The organism is Yimella radicis, from assembly GCF_054778255.1.
Genome location: NZ_BAAGZR010000011.1, coordinates 1 through 16,561 on the forward strand (window position 1 = coordinate 1; position 16,561 = coordinate 16,561).

Genomic DNA, 16,561 nt, shown 5'->3' on the forward strand with positions numbered 1-16,561 from the left:
CTCCGCGGCGGCGTAGGCATCGATCTCGTCGGACTTGCCACGCATCCGGCGGATCTGCCGACTTGGGCGCAAGACCTCCAGCACTGGCACCCCAGCAGAGCTCAGATATCGGGCCAGACCCGCGCCGTAGGATCCGGTGCCCTCGACACCCACCTTGGCCACCGTCCCGAACCCGGCAATGAAGGCAGCCAAAGCTCGATAGCCGGCCGTAGTGGTCGGGAACTGCGCAGCACCCAGGTGCTGACCTGTCGCGGTGATCACCGCGGCGTGATGAGTGTCCTTGTGTGTGTCGACACCCGCGATGACGACTAGCTGATTCATCAGGTTGTGCCCTTTCCTTCCAACGGTTCACCATGGAAGGCGTCGGCCGGACCGGTCAGACAACACGTTGACGAAACCGGGCTGAATCGGCGGGTCACGCTCCTATCAGGTCATGGCTGGTTCGGTCGGCACCCCACTACTCCTGCTTGCTCCGAGCAGCAGACAGATCCCTCGGAAGACAGGACCCTCAAGGAGCCCGTCAGTGTAGGCGTCGGGTCATGCCACTCAGTGCCCTTCAAGTATCAACGTGTAGGGGTTGGTAGCGCGTCGTTGTTCGGGTGAGGGTCGAGGTCTCCCGATGATGGAAGTTCTGACGCTGCCCATCTGGAAGACCTCGACATGTACGACGCTACCTTCACTACCCCTGACCTGACGACCTTCTGCGGCTTGGATGAGCTCGGCCTGGTCGTGACGGGGCAAGGCGTTGAACCCGAGCGGGCCGTGTTGGCGTGCCGCGTCGTCGACGATGATGCGTGGTGCCACCGGTGCGGATGCGAAGGCGCACCGCGTGACACCGTCGTGCGGTGGCTGGCTCATGAACCGTTGGGGTGGCGACCCACGACGCTGGCCATCACTCTGCGCCGGTACCGGTGCCGAGAATGTGGGCATGTATGGCGGCAGGACTGCTCCGCGGCGGCCGAACCACGGGCACGCCTGTCCCGCCGGCCCGTGCGGTGGGCATTGACCGCGATCGTGTGTCAGCACCTCACGATCGCCCGGGTCGCCGAAGCCCTCGCCGTTGCATGGGACACCGCCAACGACGCCGTCCTCGCCGAGGGGCACCGGGTGTTGATCGACGACCCGGGCCGGTTCGACGGCGTCACCGCGATCGGCGTGGACGAGCACGTGTGGCGGCACACCCGCCGCGGCGACAAATACGTCACCGTGATCATCGACCTCACGCCGATCCGGGACGGCACCGGACCAGCACGCCTGTTGGACATGGTTCCCGGACGGTCCAAGCAGGTCTTCAAGACCTGGCTGGCCGACCGATCCGCCCAATGGCGTGACGCTGTGGAGGTCGTCGCGATGGATGGGTTCACCGGCTTCAAAACCGCTGCCGCTGAGGAGATCCCGGCTGCGGCCACGGTGATGGACCCGTTCCATGTTGTCCGGTTGGCCGGTGACGCCCTGGATAGGTGCCGCCGGCGGGTCCAGCAAGAACTGCACGGGCACCGTGGCCGCACCACGGATCCGCTGTACCGGGCACGGCGCACCCTGCACACTGGCGCGGGCCTGCTCACCGACCGGCAACACGAACGCCTCACCGCACTGTTCGCTGTCGATGAGCACGTTCAGGTCGAGTGCACCTGGGGCATCTATCAACGGATGATCGCGGCGTACCGGCACCCGGACCGGGCTACCGGGAAGAAGCTCATGACCGAGCTGATCGACTCGATCAGTACCGGCGTGCCGAAACCGTTGGCCGAGGTCATCACCCTGGGAAGAACGCTGATCAAGCGCGCGGCCGACGTGCTCGCGTTCTTCGACCGGCCCGGCACCAGCAACGGACCCACCGAGGCGATCAATGGTCGGCTCGAGCACCTACGCGGCAGTCTACGAGCAGGCCCCGGGCAGGATCCGACCCCGGATCACTGGCGAAGTGATCGACGTCCAACCTGTACTTCGTTCAAAAGAGGTCCCTAGACCTGACACAAGCCTGTGATGCCGAGACATCAACCCCCTCGGCATCACAGGCTGAAGATGTCTAGATCGCCGGCTTGTGAACCGCCTTGGGGTTCTTCGCCGATGCCTTCATGGCATTCACCTTGGTGTCGGCGACATCGGAGACGGGGACGTCCCCGTACTTGGACACGACGACCACGGTGTCTGTGCGGGGGTCGTACCGGCCCGCGAAGATGTAGGTCTTCCCCTTCACCAGGATGGGGTCGCCGTCCATCAGGATCACTGTGCCATCCGCGTCCTTGCCACCCGTCTGCGAAACGGTCTGGACCTGAAGCTGTGGCCCCTTAATGGTTTCCTTCACTCGGACCTTCCACTGGCCGGCCGGAAGGTCCTTGACCCTGGACTTGCTACCGGTTTTGGCCTCGACCGTGCCGACGAAGATGCGGTCGCTCCATCCTGCGACTGCCCTCTGATCCGTGACGTCGAAACTGTGACTCAAGTGAGCTGTCTTTGTAGGTCCGGATGCCTGATCTTCGCCAGAGCCCTGGGAACAGGCGGAGGCGGTGAGCGACGTGGCCGCAGCAAGGGCGATCACGAGGGTGGTGCGTTGAATGTTCATCTCATCATCCCCAGAGCGAGTAGTAGGTGGCCTTGTCATGGGTATACGGCACAGACGCCTTGCGGGAGTCGGTGTATCCCCATATCACGTCGTAGATGTAGGTCGAGTAGTGATCGGCCAGTCCTAGGGCGTGACCAAGCTCGTGGGTAGCGACACTCTTACTCTGCCAGTCCGTATACCCATCCATGTGGGAACGCCTGCAGGTCAAACCGCACGTGGCCACCGACGTACACCGACACGCGGGCTAGCATCCCGCTACGGTCAACTCAACGGTGACCGAGTGAGTCAAGCGGACTGAAGCACGAAACGCCGTCGCTGACGCAGCGGTTTACGTCATCGGCTGAATGATCCAGTGCTATCGCCAATCAGGGGGTGAGTGACCCGCGGGGCCTGCCGCGGCCACGTCCGGGGTGCCTCGAGCAATGCTTCCTGGACGACGTCCTCGGCCGTCGCGAAGTCGGCTCCGCGGCGGACGAGGACGCCGATCACTGCGGGGATGTGACTTCGCAGTGCAGCAGCATCGAACAGGTCAGGCACAGTCAGTCGGCGATGGTCGGCGCGTCCACGCCGAGAAACGGTCGGACTTCCAGCCATTCGTGGATCGGCTTTCCGTCCTTGCCAGGGGCCGCCGACAGTTCACCGGCCAGTTCGACGGCTCGGTCCCAGGTCTCGACGTCGATGATCATCCAGCCGGCGATCAGGTCCTTGGTCTCGGCGAAGGGCCCGTCGGTGACCGGCGGCTTGCCTTCGCCGTCGTGACGCACCCACGCGCCAGCCATCGACAATGCCTGACCGTCGACGAACTCACCGGACTTCTCCAGCCGGTCGGCGAAACCGTTCATGTACTGCATGTGTGCGTCGACCTCGTCGGCCGACCAGTCGTCCATCGGGATCTCGGGGACGACCTCCGCGGGTTTGCCGGTCGATCGGTAGTGCTTCAGGAGCAGGTACTTGGCCATCAGACTTTCCCTTCGTGACGTATCGGCCCGTTCTGGGCCGCTGACATCAAGGAGACGGAGCCACCGTGTCGTTCTCGACATGGCCTCGCGGGAGAGTCTGCCGAGAGTGGTCGGATCAGCCCAGGCCGGAGCCCTTGCGCAATGCGTAGGCACCGACGGCGGCGGCCGTGGTGAGGGTCATGCATCCGATCGGGATCGGCAGGCAGCAGCCACCGACGGAGACGTTGGTGCCGCGCTTGGTGCGGCGGGAGTAGCGCGGGAACGGGAACGCGGAAAAGCGACCTCGGGAACGGCCGGGTCCTGCGATGGGATCAGTCATCCCTCGAACGTACCGGCGATGCGGACCGGGCCAGGGCACCGAAGGGGTGGTCTCGCGTCCGGGAAAAACTGCCGTTGCGTACGACCTATCGACGTGACGGTTCGGCCCTAGCGTCGACCCATGGGAATTCTCGATCGGCTTCTCGGCCGCACCAGTCAGCAACCCCACCAGCAGTCGGGTGGGTTCGGCGCTCAGGACGCCGGTCCGCCGCCCGGCCAGCAAGGCGTATTCCAGGGTGGACAGCCGCCGGGCGGGCAGCAGCAGATGTCGGATGATCAGGCGGTCGAGCGGTACGAGTATCTGTTGCGCACCGCTCCCCCGGACCAGATCGAAGCCGCGCACGAGCAGGCGTTCGCGCAGCTGACTCCGGATCAGCGACGTCAGGTGTTGCAGCAGCTGGCCGAGGCCGCCCCCGGTCAGCCTCCCCAGGACGACTCCCCCAAGACACTTGCCCGCAGCGCGACCCGCATGGAGATGCAGCGGCCCGGCGCGATGCGCAGCATGTTCGGCGGCGGTATGGGGCGCGGAATGGGCGGAATGGGCATGGGCGCGATGATCGGCGGCTCACTCATGGGCAGCATCGCCGGCGCGTTCATCGGCACCGCGATCGCGCAGGAGATGTTCGACGGGAACGGCTTCGGCGACGGTTTCGCAGACAACGGCGGCGCGGACGAGGCGGCCGGAGATCCGGGCGCGGACGCCGGCGACCCCGGCGCAGCGGACCAGGGTTTCGCGGAGGACCCCGGAATGGGTCAGGGCATGGACGACGGTTTCGGGGGCGCCGACTTCGGTGACGACATGGGCGGCGGCGACATCGGCGGTTTCTGACCGCCCTTGACCACGGGTGTAGGGGGGCTACTTCGATCCGACGTACGCGGCGAGGTGCTTGCCTGTCAGGGTCGACTTCTTCTTCACCAACTCGGCGGGCGTCCCTTCGAACACGATCTTGCCGCCGTCCTGACCGGCTCCCGGACCCAGATCGATGATCCAGTCGGCATGCGCCATCACCGCCTGATGGTGCTCGATCACGATGACCGACTTGCCGGAATCGACCAGGCGGTCGAGCAGGCCCAGGAGATTCTCGACGTCGGCCAGGTGCAGGCCGGTGGTCGGTTCGTCCAGGACGTAGATCCCGCCCTTCTCCCCCAGGTGCGTGGCGAGCTTGATCCGCTGGCGTTCACCACCCGACAGTGTCGTGAGCGGCTGGCCGAGCGTGAGGTAGCCCAGTCCGACATCGGCCAGTCGCTGCAGGATCTTATGTGCCGCAGGCGTTTTGGCCTCACCGTCGGCGAAGTACTCCTCGGCTTCTTCGACCGACATCGCGAGTACCTCGCTGATGTCCTTCCCGTCGACCTTGTACTCCAGCACCGCCGCCTGGAAGCGCTTGCCTTCGCACTCCTCGCACACGGTGGTCACGGTGTCCATGAAGCCCAGCTCTGTGTAGATGACGCCGGCGCCGTTGCAGACCGGGCAGGCGCCCTCCGAATTCGCACTGAACAGAGCGGGTTTCACCCCGTTCACCTTCGCGAAGGTCTTGCGGATCGGATCGAGCAGTCCCGTGTAGGTGGCGGGGTTGCTGCGGCGTGAACCCTTGATCGCACCCTGGTCGATCGATACGACGTCGTCGCGTCCTTCCAACGACCCGTGAATGAGCGAGCTCTTGCCCGAACCTGCGACTCCGGTGACCGCAACGAGCACGCCGAGCGGTACGTCGACGTCCACGTCCTGCAGGTTGTTGGTGGAGGCTCCACGGATCTCGAGTGCACCGTCGGGGTCGCGCACCGACTCCTTGATCGAAGCCCGGTCGTCCAGGTGCTTGCCTGTGAGTGTGTCGGCCTTGCGCAATTCGTCCAACGTGCCCTGAAAGACGATCTCCCCGCCGTCCGTCCCCGCTTTGGGACCGAGGTCGACGACCTCGTCGGCAATCGCGATCATCTCCGGCTTGTGCTCGACCACCAGCACGGTGTTTCCCTTGTCGCGCAACTGGATCAGGAGATCGTTCATCCGGTCGATGTCGTGCGGGTGCAGGCCGATCGAAGGCTCGTCGAAGACGTACGTGACGTCGGTGAGCGACGAACCGAGGTGCCGGATCATCTTCGTGCGCTGCGACTCACCGCCGGACAGGGTGCCCGACGGTCTCTCCAGCGCGAGATAACCGAGGCCGATCCCGACGAAGGAATCGAGCAGGTGCTGCAGCCCGGCGAGAAGGGGCTTGACCGACGGCTCGTCCAGTGCACGGACCCACTCGGCGAGATCGCTGATCTGCATCGAGCACGCGTCGGCGATGTTGATGCCCTTGATCGTGGACGAGCGGGCCTCGGGCGTCAGGCGCGTGCCGTCGCACTCGGGGCAGGTCTGGAAGGTGATGGCTCGTTCGACGAACGCGCGGATGTGTGGTTGCAGCGCCTCGACGTCCTTGGACAGCATCGACTTCTGGATCTTGGGGATCACGCCTTCGTAGGTGAGGTTGATCCCGTCGACCTTGATCTTCGTCGGCTCCTTGTGGAGCAGGTCGTGCAACTGGCGTTTGGTGAACTTCTTGATCGGCTTGTCCATCGGGAAGAAGCCGGACCCGCCGAAGATGCGGCCGTACCAGCCGTCCATCGAGTAGCCCGGGATCTTCAGTGCGCCGTCCTGCAGCGACAGTTCCTCGTCGTACAGCGCGGTGAGATCGACGTCGGACACCGAGCCACGTCCCTCACAGCGCGGGCACATGCCGCCGAGCCGGTTGAACGTCGCTTTCTCGGCGATCGTCTTCGCGCCGCGCTCGACGGTGATCGCCCCGCTCGCCTTCACGGTCGGCACATTGAACGAGTACGCGTTGGGTCCGCCGACGTGCGGGTCGCCGAGACGGCTGAACAGCATCCGAAGCATCGCGTTCGCGTCCGTGACGGTGCCGACGGTCGAGCGCGGGTTCGCGCCCATCCGGTCCTGCCCGACGACGATCGCGGTCGTCAGCCCCTCGAGCCGGTCGACCTCGGGGCGCGACAGCGTCGGCATGAACCCCTGGACGAAGGTCGAGTAGGTCTCGTTGATCATCCGCTGCGACTCGGCGGCGATCGTGCCGAACACGAGTGAGCTCTTGCCGGAACCGGAGACACCGGTGAAGACCGTCAGGCGCCGCTTGGCGATGTCGACGTCGAAACCCTTGAGGTTGTTCTCGCGAGCGCCTTGCACGCGGATCATCTCGTGGGAATCCGCGGCGGGTGTCGTGGACTTCGGCGGTGTCATCGCAGCTCCGTCTGTCGCCGGCCGCGCGAGTCCGCGACCGTCCACGATCCAAGCAGAGGTCCGCCCGGCGGTCATCCCCGTCCGGCCACATCGGTGGGCAGATTTCATAGGGTCGAAGACATGATGCCGACGACTGATCAACTGTTCATGCTGCTGACGAAGGACGACGGCAAGCTCGAGGGGATGGGTACGCAACGCGGCTACGGCCTGGTGGGCGCCATGTTGTCCGATCTCATCCGCGCCGGGAAGATCGACGTCACCAAGGAGAAGCAGCCGCGTCTCACGATGGTGGACGGCTCCCCCACCGGCGACCCCGTGGTCGACCACGGACTGGCCAGAATCGCTGACAAGCACAACGGCAAGAAGCTCTCGTCCCTGATCAGTGACCGCAAGCTGAACCCGGAAAGCCTTGTCGTGCAACGACTTGCCGCGAACGGGGTGGTCGAGGTCGTCGAGAAGAAGGCACTGGGCTTCGTCCCGGAGCGCTACCCGGTGCTCAACCCGCAACCCGAGCAGGAGACTCGAACACGTCCGGCCGCTGTGCTGTCGGGCAGCGCTGCAGCGACCTCGCAGGACGCAACGCTGCTGTCGATCCTGCAGGGCCTGGACGTCGCCCACAAGGTGCTCGAGCAGGAGTCCGGCGGCCTGGGCAAGCGCGACCTGAAGGCCCGTATCGAGCAGGTAGCAGCCGGGGACCCTGGCGGTGACGCTGTATCGCGCGCGATCCAGGCCCTCAACACCGCGATGATGACCGCGGTGATCATCCCCGTGGTGGTGAGCGGAAGCAGCTGATCGGTCGCCGACAGGTCAAGCCGAGCTCACCGAGGATCTTCGCGATCCGCCGATCGCGGGTCTCCGCCTACTTCGCCTCGGCGAAAGACCGACCCGCTCCGCCGGCCCTGCCGGCATTGTCAGCTCACCGCGACGCGACCGCCCTGCCACCGGAGCGCGCTGACACAATGACGGCATGAGCGAGATGGACACCGACACCAGCGGCGCCTGGCTCTCCCGTGAGGAACTCCGGGACGCGCGCGAACGCCTGCCGATCCTCTACCTCGACTTGGTGCCGGTCCGGGTGGACGAACGGTCTGTCGTCACGCAGGTGGGTCTGCTGCTGCGTGGTACGTCCGAAGGTCGGATCAAGCGGGAACTGGTGTCCGGTCGGGTGCTCTACCACGAGCGGATCCGGGACGCGATCCTGCGCCACATTGACAAGGACCTCGGCCCGATGGCACTCCCACAGGTGCCGATCTCGCCGCAGCCGTTCGCGATCGCCGAGTACTTCCCCACGCCCGGTGTGACTCCGTTCCACGACCCGAGGCAGCACGCGGTGTCGATGGCGCACGTCGTCGTCGTGATGGGCGACTGCGCACCGAGTGCGGACGCCCTGGACCTCGCGTGGCTGAACCCGGACGAGGCGATGGAGTTGTCACGCAGCGAGGAGATGAGTGGCGGCCACGGAGTGCTGCTGCGACAGGCGCTCGCCCATCTGGGCTTCCCGGTCTGAGCCGACCACGATCGTGGCGGACCTGCGCATCGAACCCTGTCGCAGCGAATGTGATTGGGACACAACGCAACAGCAGCTCAACGGTGAGCCGCTGTTCGCGTGCCGCTCGTGTGGGAGCGAATGGGTGCCCAGCGAGGCGTGGACCCCGGTCAATGCCGACGCAGTGGTGCCCGACGTGATCGCGCAGTGCCGTCAGCAGCGGTGAAGTGCCACATCGACGCTCGGCTCGGCGAGTTCGTCGATGTCGTTCATGGTGTCCTCCCGAGAGTTTGTTCCTACACCTCGGGAATGTCACCTCGACGCAGATTTGTGTCCGGTCGACCCGGTCACGGAAATGAGAAAGGACGCGCCGACAGCCGTCGACGCGTCCTTCTCGACCGGATCAGACCGGCAGCTTGTTCTGCGCGTTGGCTGCCGCCAGGCGTGCCTCGAGCGCGGTCGTGTGTGCAGCGCGGCCGATGGCGTTCTTGGCCATGCCGGCGCGGTAGGGCAGACCCGGCTTGCCCGCAGTGTCGACCGCAGCGGTGATCAGACCACCGAGCAGGCCGAGGTTGGTCACGAAGGAGACGAGGTGGCGGCGCTTCTCCTGCTCGGTGTCGGCCTCCCAGAAGGCGTGCCCGGCGAGCGTGGTCGGGATCAGCAGACCCGACAGCAGCGTCGAGGCGACGCGGGGCGCCTTGCCCGTCGCGAGCAGGATTCCGCCGGCGACCATCGCGGCACCGTTCGCCTTCACCAGGGTGTTGGGGTCGTTGGTCGGTAGCTTCAGCGGCGCAGCCAAACGGTCGGTGACCGGCGCGGCCTTGGGGGCGAGCTGGCCGCTGGAGCGCAACTGGTTGAAGCCACCGAAGATGAACGGGGCGGCAAGAAGCGGGCGGGCCAGCATGCGTACGAGCGCCATCAGGGCACCTTTCGTCGAAGTCGATTTTCCTGCGTCAACGCTAGTCAGCAACGCTGTCTCGCGGGGATTTCGAGGGCGTCCGAAGCTGTCCGTTCGTCCGTCCGTATCCTGGACCGAACGTTCGATTCATGGACGCTCGGTGCTTCACGCGGTGCGCGATGCGATGATTGGGATGATCATCGGTGCACAACGGCGCCGGTGAACGAAAGGAGTCGATCATGCCCGAACTGCGTTCCCGCGTCACCACCCACGGTCGCAACGCCGCAGGTGCTCGCGCACTCTGGCGCGCCACCGGCATGGGCGACACCGACTTCGGCAAACCGATCGTCGCGATCGCCAATTCTTACACCCAGTTCGTACCCGGCCACGTCCACCTGAAGAACATGGGCGACATCGTCGCCGAACAGGTGAAGGCGGCCGGCGGAGTCGCCCGCGAGTTCCACACCATCGCCGTCGACGACGGCATCGCGATGGGCCATGGCGGGATGCTGTACTCCCTGCCGTCCCGTGAGGTGATCGCCGACGCGGTCGAGTACATGGTGAACGGCCACGCCGCCGACGCACTGGTCTGTATCTCCAACTGCGACAAGATCACTCCGGGCATGCTGAACGCCGCGATGCGCCTGAACATCCCGACCGTGTTCGTGTCGGGCGGTCCGATGGAGGCCGGCAAGGCGGTCGTCGTCGATGGCGTCGCCCAGGCGCCGACCGACCTCATCACCGCGATCTCCGCGTCCGCGTCCCAGGACGTCGACGACGAGGGCCTGGCGAAGGTTGAGTTGTCGGCCTGCCCGACCTGTGGATCGTGCTCGGGCATGTTCACGGCCAACTCGATGAACTGCCTCACCGAGGCGCTGGGACTTTCGCTGCCGGGCAACGGTTCGACCCTGGCCACCCACCAGGCGCGCCGGGCGCTGTTCGAGGAAGCCGGACGCGTGGTGGTCGACCTCGCCAAGCGTTGGTACGAGCAGGACGACGACTCGGTGCTGCCGCGCTCGATCGCGACCAAGGAAGCGTTCGAGAACGCGATGGCACTGGACGTGGCCATGGGTGGTTCGACGAACACCGTGCTGCACATTCTCGCTGCCGTCCAGGAGGGCGAGGTGCCGTTCGGCCTCGAGGACATTGACGCGGTCAGCCGTCGGGTGCCCTGCTTGAGCAAGGTCGCGCCGAACTCCGACTACCACATGGAAGACGTACACCGCGCAGGCGGAATCTCGGCGATCATGGGTGAACTGTTCCGGGGTGGGATGCTCAACGAGAACGTGCACAGCGTCCACTCCCCCTCCTTGGAAGCATGGATCTCCGAGTGGGACATCCGCGCCGAGAGCCCGTCGCAGACAGCGGTCGACCTGTTCCACGCCGCACCGGGCGGGGTGCGCACCACCGAGGCGTTCTCCACCGACAACAAGTGGAGCAGCCTGGACACCGACGCTGAGAACGGGTGCATCCGCTCGGTCGAGCATGCGTACACCAAGGACGGCGGCCTCGCCGTGCTGCACGGCAACCTCGCCGAGGACGGCGCAGTCATCAAGACCGCCGGTATCGACGAGGACCTGTGGACCTTCCGTGGCCCGGCGCTCGTCGTCGAGAGCCAGGAGGACGCGGTCGATGCGATCCTGTCCAAGCGCGTCACGGAGGGTGACGTGATCGTCGTCCGCTACGAGGGACCGGCCGGTGGCCCGGGCATGCAAGAGATGCTGCACCCGACCGCCTTCCTCAAGGGCACCGGCATGGGCAAGAAGTGCGCGCTCATCACCGACGGCCGGTTCTCCGGCGGCTCCTCGGGCATCTCGGTCGGACACGTCTCGCCCGAAGCAGCCCAGGGCGGTCTGATCGGCCTGGTCGAGGACGGCGACGAAATTCTCATCGACGTCCGGACACGCACCCTGTCGCTGGAGGTCGACGAAGCGACGCTGGCCGATCGCCGCGCCAAGATGGAAGCCTCCGAGCACCCATGGCAGCCGGTGAACCGTGACCGCGTCGTCTCGAAGGCCCTCAAGGCGTATGCCGCGTTGGCGACGTCGGCGTCGTACGGTGCGGTGCGCGACCTGGGTCAGATTCGACGAGTCTGATCGATCAGGACGGCTCCACGTAAGTGGAGATCGCCTCGTCCCGCAAGGTGCCGGAGCTGTTCGAGATGTACAGCATCGACGGCGTGACTTTGTAGACATAGCCGCCGGAGTTGGCTCGCCAGCCGTCGCTTTCACGCACCGGGTTCGCGACTCGAAGGTTGTTCGGCTTCTCAGTCTGGTCAGGTCGCAGCCCGAGGTAGTAACGGCTGCCCGACGGGGCCTCGCAGATAGTCACCAACGAGGAGTCCGAGGAGGCCACGAGTACCGCCCGATCGCCGCCCGAACAGCGCACCTCCGAATGGCCGGTCCAGCCCTGCGAGTCGTACCCCGCACCTGGCGCAATGGTCGGGCTGGTCGGGCTGGTCGGTGTGGACGTCGACGTGTCGGTACTTGTCGACGTCGTGGGTTCCCTGCTCGACGCTTGCGTGCTCGCGGACGTGGTGGTGGTCGAGGAGCCGGTCTGCGTGACCGTCACGGTCGTGATCTTGCCGTCCGATCGGGTGCTCACCGAGGTACTGGTCGATGTCGGGCTCGACGGCGAGGTCGACAGGCTCGACGTACTGCTCGGACCTGTTGAGCTGGTGGTTCCCGAACTCGGCGACGAGCGATCGGGGGTGTCTGCTCCGAGGGCACCCGTGCCGTCGTCCTGGCCCCAGACCTGCCAGGCCGCGAACGCAGCGACGAGTGCGAGCGCGGCGAGCACAGCCCACAGCGCGGCCGCGGGGCCCAGCTTGCGGCCCGGTCGCTCGGCGGGGGGTGGGTTGGTGGTGCGGGAGTGGGTGCCGGTCGGACGCCGCGGTGTGAAGGCGGGGCCCGAGTGGGGACGGGACGTTCCTGTCGGGGCTCCTCCGGTCAGGGCAGCGGGCGAGCGTTTGGGCAGCTTCGCTGTCGCCGTTCCGGCAGCAGCCACCCCTGCACCGGCCGACCTCGCCGTTTGTCCGGACGCCTCCAAGGCTGCCGTGGCGGCACGCCCGAACTCGTGCGCGCTGCCGAACCGCTGGGCCGGATCCTTGGCCATCGCCCGCGCGATGACCTTCTCCAGGGCGGGTGGGACGTCACCCCTGACGGAGGTCAGCCGGCGTGGTGCGTCGTTCAGGTGCGCCTGGATCATCGACGGCACGGACGACCGCGGGAATGGCGGCTCTCCGGCGAGGCACTCGTAGAGCACGCAGCCGAGTGAGTAAATGTCGGTCGCCGGGCCGACAGGCTCGTCCTGGAAACGCTCGGGAGCCATGTAGGCGAAGGATCCGATCGCGGTGCCCGTGGAGGTCAATCGAACCTCGTCACTGCGACTGGCGATACCGAAGTCGGCCAGATAGGCGAAGCCCGAAGGCAACAACAGGATGTTCTCCGGCTTGACGTCGCGGTGCACCAAGCCGTCGGTATGGGCCGCCTCCAGCGCGTCCGCGACCTGTCGGGCCACTTCGACGGCGAAGGTCACGTCCATGTGGTCGGGCCGGCGCAACACCGCGCGCAGGTCCTTGCCACGCACCAGGCGCATGTCCATGAACAGAATGTCGTCGATCTCACCGAAGTCGTGGATCGGGATCACGTGCGGTTCCTGCAGGCGCGCAGCGACCCTGGCCTCGCGCTGGAAGCGTTCCCGGTAACTCGCGTCCTTCGCGAGCTCACGCGGCAGGAGTTTCAAGGCGACCTCGCGGTCCTTGACCGTGTCGTAGGCGCGGTAGACCTCGCCCATACCGCCACGTCCGATGAGATCGTCGATGCGATATGGGCCGAAGGTCGTTCCGACGCGATCGCCGGCCATCCTCGTGCCCTCCCCCTGTCTGCGGTCCCCCTTGGATCCGCGCACCGTCCAACCGTAGCCGCCGCATCCGTTCGGCCTCGATCATGGTCCATCACGATTGTGTCCCTGCAGGCTTGGTGCGTCCGACTGCCAGGCGTGCGTGAATGTGTCACAGTTCACTCGTGGATCTGACCAAGCAGGCGCCTGCCGGGACGCAATCGACTCCCGAACAACGCACGCTGCAGCGCAGCTGGTACTGGTACGACTGGGCTTGTTCGGCATTCGTGACGGCAACGATGACGGTGCTGTTCGGCCCGTACGTGACCAGTCTGGCCAACAAGGCGGCGTGTCCGACCCGGCCCACGGACGAGGAATGCTTCACGAACCTGTCCGTGCTCGGCTTCTCGATCCCGCCGGGCTCGCTGGTGCCCTACACGCTCACCGCGTCCACCATCATCTCCGCTTTCGTGCTGCTGTTCGTCGGCGCACTCGCCGACCGCTCTCCGCGTCCGACCCGGTTGCTGGGCTTCTTCACGCTGATCGGTGGCATCGCCGCCACGGCGATGTTCTTCCTCGAGGGCGACAACTGGCAGCTGGCGATCGTGCTGGTGATCGTCGCGAACACCAGCCTCGGCGCCGCGTTGATCATCTACTCGGCGCTGATGATCCGCATCACTCCCCCGGACGACCGCGACCGGGTCTCGACCGTCGGGTGGGCGATGGGTTACCTCGGCGGCGGCCTCATGCTGGCCGGAGCGCTCGCCTTCCTGCTCATGCACGAGAAACTCGGCGTCTCACTGTCGATGACGGTCCGCATCATCTTCGCTGCCGGCGGCATCTGGTGGCTGCTCTTCGGCATCATCCCGGTCATCGCCCTGCGCAATGTCCCGAGTGCGGCCGATGCATCCGGCAAGCAGCCGATGTTCAGCGGCAGCTTCAAGCAACTGAAGGAAACCTTCAAGGAGTTGCGCGGATACCCCGAGACGATGAAGTTCCTGGTCGCATACCTGTTCTTCAACGACGGTATTCAGACCGTCATCGCTGCGGCAGCGCTGTACGGAGCGTTGGAGCTGAAGTTCGACGAGAACCAGCTGTTCATCACCATTCTGCTGGTGCAGTTCGTCGCGTTCTTCGGCGCGATGCTCTTCGGACGGATGGCTCGCACCCAGGGTTCGCAGAAACTGATCCTGCTCAGCCTGTTCCTGTGGACCGGCGTCGTCTGCGTGGCTTTCTTCATTCCGGAGAGGGCGTTCGGGCTCTGGCTCGTTCTCAGCGTCGGCATCGGCATCGTGATGGGTGGTAGCCAGTCCCTGTCCCGGTCCCTGTTCAGCCACCTGGTCCCCAAGGGTCGGGAGTCGGAGTTCTTCAGCCTCTATCAGGCGATGGAACGCGGCACGAGTTGGTTCGGTACCTTCGTATTCGGTCTGGTCTACCAGTTGTTCCACAGCTACCGTCTGTCGATCGTCGCGTTGGTGATCTTCTTCGTCGTCGGCGGTCTGCTGCTGCGGGCGGTGGACGTCCGCAAGGGGATCAGCGACGTCGGCAACCATGTGCCCCAGGTCATCTAGGGAGAAATTTCGCGGCATTCGGAACAATCCGCGGCCCGCGCCCGTTGGCACCAACAGATACCGCGGCAGTCAGATCACCAACACATGACGATCTTGAGTTGATTCGTCGCGGACACGTGCAGATTCGGTGCAAAGGGGAAAACCATGGCAGAGCGATCATTGCGAGGCACGAACCTTTCGTCGGTCTCCCACGAGAGCGACGAGGGCGTCACCCTCAGCGACCGGCAGCTGACCCGTTACCAGTGCCCGGAAGGACACGTCAGCGAGCTTCCGTTCTCGGTCGAGGCCGACATCCCGTCGTTGTGGGAGTGTCGCTGCGGCGCAGAGGCTGTTCTCGTCGACGGCCCCGAACCGGAACGCAAGCCGGTCAAGCACCAGCGCACCCATTGGGACATGTTGCTGGAGCGTCGCTCGATCCCCGAACTCGAGGAACTGCTCGAAGAGCGCCTCACCCTGCTGCGGGAGTCGCGCGGGGTCAAGCCCCGGCGTAAGCGCACGGCCTGAGCCCATCGAACGATTCGGCCCCGGAACTCACCAGAGTCCCGGGGCCGAATCGTGTTCAGGCGCGGGCGAGCGCGAGTGCGGCCGAACCTTGGATCTCCATCGAGACGGTCAATCGTTCGAGCGAGATGTTGGCCGCAATCGTGTCGTCAGCCGAGTGGTACTCCGGCTCGAGCAGCGCCGGCGTCTCGACGCCCCGCCAGGAGGAGTTGTCGCTATCGACTCCCATCGCTCGAGCCACGCGGCGTCACGTCGCTCATTCGTGCGCGATAGCCCAGACGCTCCCCCGGGCGTCGGGTGCAGCGTGGTGGTGAGTTGCAGCTCGATCGGCGCAGAGCGCTGAAGGTGCGGCAAGGCGTGCTCTGCACCTGGCCGACTCCGACCACAGGGATTGGCGCGGGTAGACCGCGTCCACGCGGGTGGCGATGACGGCGACGGCCCCGCGTACTGCAGCAGCGACGGCCAGCGGCGTGATGTCCTGGGTCACGCTGACCACCCGCATCAGGATCTGACCGGACAGATCCGTCGGCAGATCGGCGGCCACCGACTCGGACGGGGCGATCACGACTGTTCCGCGCACAGTGACGTCCTGGCGGGCACGAGCGGCCGAACCCACTCCCCACGCGAGGGAGGACGGCAGTCGGGGGCTGCTCAGCTCACCTGCCCACTCAGTCGTCGACGATCTCACCCTCGATGACATCGTCCTGCGCCGGACGGCGCCGCGGGCCGGTCATCGGGCCGGCACCGGGTGTCCCGGTCGGACCCGTGGACACCGTCGTCGCCCCGACCATCGTTCCGTCGAGCAGCCGACGTGCCACCGCTGCCTGGAGCAGTGGCCTGGCGAGAGGCCGGGTGAACGGCAGGATGAGGAACAGACCCATGATGTCGGTCAGGAACCCGGGCGCCAACAGAAGTGTGCCGCCGATGAGGATCAGCGCGGCGTCAGTGAGTTCGCGGGCCGGCATGCGGCCGGTCTGCAGTGCAGTGCGCAGCGCCCGCCAAGCGGTACGCCATTGGCTCTTGACCAGCCAGGCACCGATGAGCGACCACAGCACCAGCAGACCGAATGTCTGCCAACCGCCGATGGTGCGTCCCACCTGGATGATCACGATCACCTCGATGACCGGGATCACCAGCAGCATCAGGAACAGGATCCAGCCGATCTTGCCGCGTCCGCGTCGCTGGGCCAT

17 protein-coding genes and 1 pseudogene are annotated in these 16,561 nt (G+C 65.9%); 7 read left to right on the top strand and 11 right to left on the bottom strand.

The features are described from left to right. Positions 1-321, bottom strand: a 321-nt coding sequence (locus ACYU8W_RS11215; protein ID WP_499469107.1) for an IS110 family transposase, incomplete at its 3' end; no start/stop codon positions are given. A 339-nt stretch (positions 322-660) separates the two neighbouring features. Between ACYU8W_RS11215 and ACYU8W_RS11220 the strand changes: the two are divergent. Next, a pseudogene (locus tag ACYU8W_RS11220) lies at positions 661-1,878 on the top strand (ISL3 family transposase); the annotation flags it as partial. A 151-nt stretch (positions 1,879-2,029) separates the two neighbouring features. Here ACYU8W_RS11220 and ACYU8W_RS11225 read toward each other — a convergent pair. From ACYU8W_RS11225 to ACYU8W_RS11240, 4 genes are all read right to left on the bottom strand, one after another. Then, complete coding sequence (locus ACYU8W_RS11225; RefSeq protein ID WP_129626769.1) at positions 2,030-2,446, bottom strand: hypothetical protein; 417 nt, start codon at positions 2,444-2,446, stop codon at positions 2,030-2,032. A 453-nt stretch (positions 2,447-2,899) separates the two neighbouring features. Then, positions 2,900-3,160: a sigma factor gene (locus ACYU8W_RS11230; RefSeq protein ID WP_499469109.1), complete on the bottom strand. Its 261-nt coding sequence runs from the start codon at positions 3,158-3,160 to the stop codon at positions 2,900-2,902. Then, entirely contained in the window at positions 3,106-3,525 is a 420-nt protein-coding gene (locus tag ACYU8W_RS11235; protein ID WP_499469111.1) for a YciI family protein, read from the bottom strand. Before ACYU8W_RS11235 ends, ACYU8W_RS11230 begins: the two co-directional genes overlap by 55 nt. Positions 3,526-3,640: 115 nt before the next feature. Next, a complete protein-coding gene (locus tag ACYU8W_RS11240; protein WP_499469113.1) occupies positions 3,641-3,844 on the bottom strand; it encodes a hypothetical protein in 204 nt (67 codons plus the stop codon). Between the two features lie 120 nt (positions 3,845-3,964). On the opposite strand from ACYU8W_RS11240, the gene ACYU8W_RS11245 reads away from it, so the two are divergent. Further along, positions 3,965-4,672 carry a hypothetical protein gene (locus tag ACYU8W_RS11245; protein WP_499469115.1) on the top strand — a complete coding sequence of 236 codons (708 nt, stop codon included), beginning with the start codon at positions 3,965-3,967 and terminating at the stop codon, positions 4,670-4,672. A gap of 27 nt (positions 4,673-4,699) precedes the next feature. On the opposite strand, the gene ACYU8W_RS11250 is transcribed toward ACYU8W_RS11245, so the two are convergent. Continuing rightward, on the bottom strand, positions 4,700-7,075 hold the full coding sequence (locus ACYU8W_RS11250; protein ID WP_499469117.1) for an ATP-binding cassette domain-containing protein: 2,376 nt from the start codon (positions 7,073-7,075) through the stop codon (positions 4,700-4,702). Between the two features lie 120 nt (positions 7,076-7,195). Here ACYU8W_RS11250 and ACYU8W_RS11255 point away from each other — a divergent pair, with 120 nt between their 5' ends. Both ACYU8W_RS11255 and ACYU8W_RS11260 read left to right on the top strand, forming a co-directional pair. Further along, on the top strand, positions 7,196-7,867 hold the full coding sequence (locus ACYU8W_RS11255; protein ID WP_499469119.1) for a GOLPH3/VPS74 family protein: 672 nt from the start codon (positions 7,196-7,198) through the stop codon (positions 7,865-7,867). 184 nt (positions 7,868-8,051) lie between these two features. Next, positions 8,052-8,582 (top strand): NUDIX hydrolase family protein, encoded by a 531-nt coding sequence (locus ACYU8W_RS11260; protein WP_370447363.1) that lies wholly within the window; start codon positions 8,052-8,054, stop codon positions 8,580-8,582. Positions 8,583-8,964: 382 nt separating this feature from the next. Here ACYU8W_RS11260 and ACYU8W_RS11265 read toward each other — a convergent pair whose 3' ends face one another. After that, positions 8,965-9,480 (bottom strand): DoxX family protein, encoded by a 516-nt coding sequence (locus ACYU8W_RS11265; RefSeq protein WP_129626781.1) that lies wholly within the window; start codon positions 9,478-9,480, stop codon positions 8,965-8,967. Positions 9,481-9,698: 218 nt separating this feature from the next. On the opposite strand from ACYU8W_RS11265, the gene ilvD reads away from it, so the two are divergent. Further along, the gene (gene ilvD / locus ACYU8W_RS11270; protein ID WP_499469122.1) at positions 9,699-11,555 is read left to right on the top strand and encodes a dihydroxy-acid dehydratase; all 1,857 of its coding nucleotides are present in this window, start codon (positions 9,699-9,701) and stop codon (positions 11,553-11,555) included. A 4-nt stretch (positions 11,556-11,559) separates the two neighbouring features. Here the strand turns inward: ilvD and ACYU8W_RS11275 are convergent, their stop codons facing one another. Then, positions 11,560-13,368 (bottom strand): serine/threonine-protein kinase, encoded by a 1,809-nt coding sequence (locus tag ACYU8W_RS11275; protein WP_499469124.1) that lies wholly within the window; start codon positions 13,366-13,368, stop codon positions 11,560-11,562. Positions 13,369-13,484: 116 nt separating this feature from the next. Here ACYU8W_RS11275 and ACYU8W_RS11280 point away from each other — a divergent pair, with 116 nt between their 5' ends. Together ACYU8W_RS11280 and ACYU8W_RS11285 are read left to right on the top strand one after the other, a co-directional pair. Further along, positions 13,485-14,870, top strand: a complete 1,386-nt coding sequence (locus tag ACYU8W_RS11280; RefSeq protein WP_499469126.1) for an MFS transporter — start codon at positions 13,485-13,487, stop codon at positions 14,868-14,870. A 144-nt stretch (positions 14,871-15,014) separates the two neighbouring features. Then, positions 15,015-15,374, top strand: coding sequence for an RNA polymerase-binding protein RbpA (locus ACYU8W_RS11285; protein ID WP_129626789.1), 360 nt, complete (start codon positions 15,015-15,017; stop codon positions 15,372-15,374). A 55-nt stretch (positions 15,375-15,429) separates the two neighbouring features. Here ACYU8W_RS11285 and ACYU8W_RS11290 read toward each other — a convergent pair whose 3' ends face one another. The 3 genes from ACYU8W_RS11290 to ACYU8W_RS11300 all read right to left on the bottom strand — a co-directional run bounded on the left by ACYU8W_RS11290 (position 15,430) and on the right by ACYU8W_RS11300 (position 16,561). Further along, a complete protein-coding gene (locus tag ACYU8W_RS11290) occupies positions 15,430-15,600 on the bottom strand; it encodes a hypothetical protein (RefSeq protein ID WP_168990282.1) in 171 nt (56 codons plus the stop codon). Between the two features lie 27 nt (positions 15,601-15,627). Then, positions 15,628-15,951, bottom strand: a complete 324-nt coding sequence (locus ACYU8W_RS11295) for a hypothetical protein (protein WP_129626791.1) — start codon at positions 15,949-15,951, stop codon at positions 15,628-15,630. Between the two features lie 88 nt (positions 15,952-16,039). Beyond that, positions 16,040-16,561, bottom strand: coding sequence for an FxsA family protein (locus ACYU8W_RS11300; RefSeq protein WP_129626793.1), 522 nt, complete (start codon positions 16,559-16,561; stop codon positions 16,040-16,042).

Bases quoted from the DNA above. Each gene is read 5' to 3' on its own strand.
- ACYU8W_RS11250 (WP_499469117.1), bottom strand. From the start codon at position 7,075: ATGACACCGCCGAAGTCCACGACACCCGCCGCGGATTCCCACGAGATG.
- ACYU8W_RS11265 (WP_129626781.1), bottom strand. From the start codon at position 9,480: ATGGCGCTCGTACGCATGCTGGCCCGCCCGCTTCTTGCCGCCCCGTTC.
- ACYU8W_RS11230 (WP_499469109.1), bottom strand. From the start codon at position 3,160: ATGGCTGGAAGTCCGACCGTTTCTCGGCGTGGACGCGCCGACCATCGC.
- ACYU8W_RS11290 (WP_168990282.1), bottom strand. From the start codon at position 15,600: ATGGGAGTCGATAGCGACAACTCCTCCTGGCGGGGCGTCGAGACGCCG.
- ACYU8W_RS11300 (WP_129626793.1), bottom strand. From the start codon at position 16,561: ATGGCCCAGCGACGCGGACGCGGCAAGATCGGCTGGATCCTGTTCCTG.
- ACYU8W_RS11240 (WP_499469113.1), bottom strand. From the start codon at position 3,844: ATGACTGATCCCATCGCAGGACCCGGCCGTTCCCGAGGTCGCTTTTCC.
- ACYU8W_RS11245 (WP_499469115.1), top strand. From the start codon at position 3,965: ATGGGAATTCTCGATCGGCTTCTCGGCCGCACCAGTCAGCAACCCCAC.
- ACYU8W_RS11260 (WP_370447363.1), top strand. From the start codon at position 8,052: ATGGACACCGACACCAGCGGCGCCTGGCTCTCCCGTGAGGAACTCCGG.
- ACYU8W_RS11285 (WP_129626789.1), top strand. From the start codon at position 15,015: ATGGCAGAGCGATCATTGCGAGGCACGAACCTTTCGTCGGTCTCCCAC.
- ACYU8W_RS11255 (WP_499469119.1), top strand. From the start codon at position 7,196: ATGATGCCGACGACTGATCAACTGTTCATGCTGCTGACGAAGGACGAC.
- ACYU8W_RS11235 (WP_499469111.1), bottom strand. From the start codon at position 3,525: ATGGCCAAGTACCTGCTCCTGAAGCACTACCGATCGACCGGCAAACCC.
- ilvD (WP_499469122.1), top strand. From the start codon at position 9,699: ATGCCCGAACTGCGTTCCCGCGTCACCACCCACGGTCGCAACGCCGCA.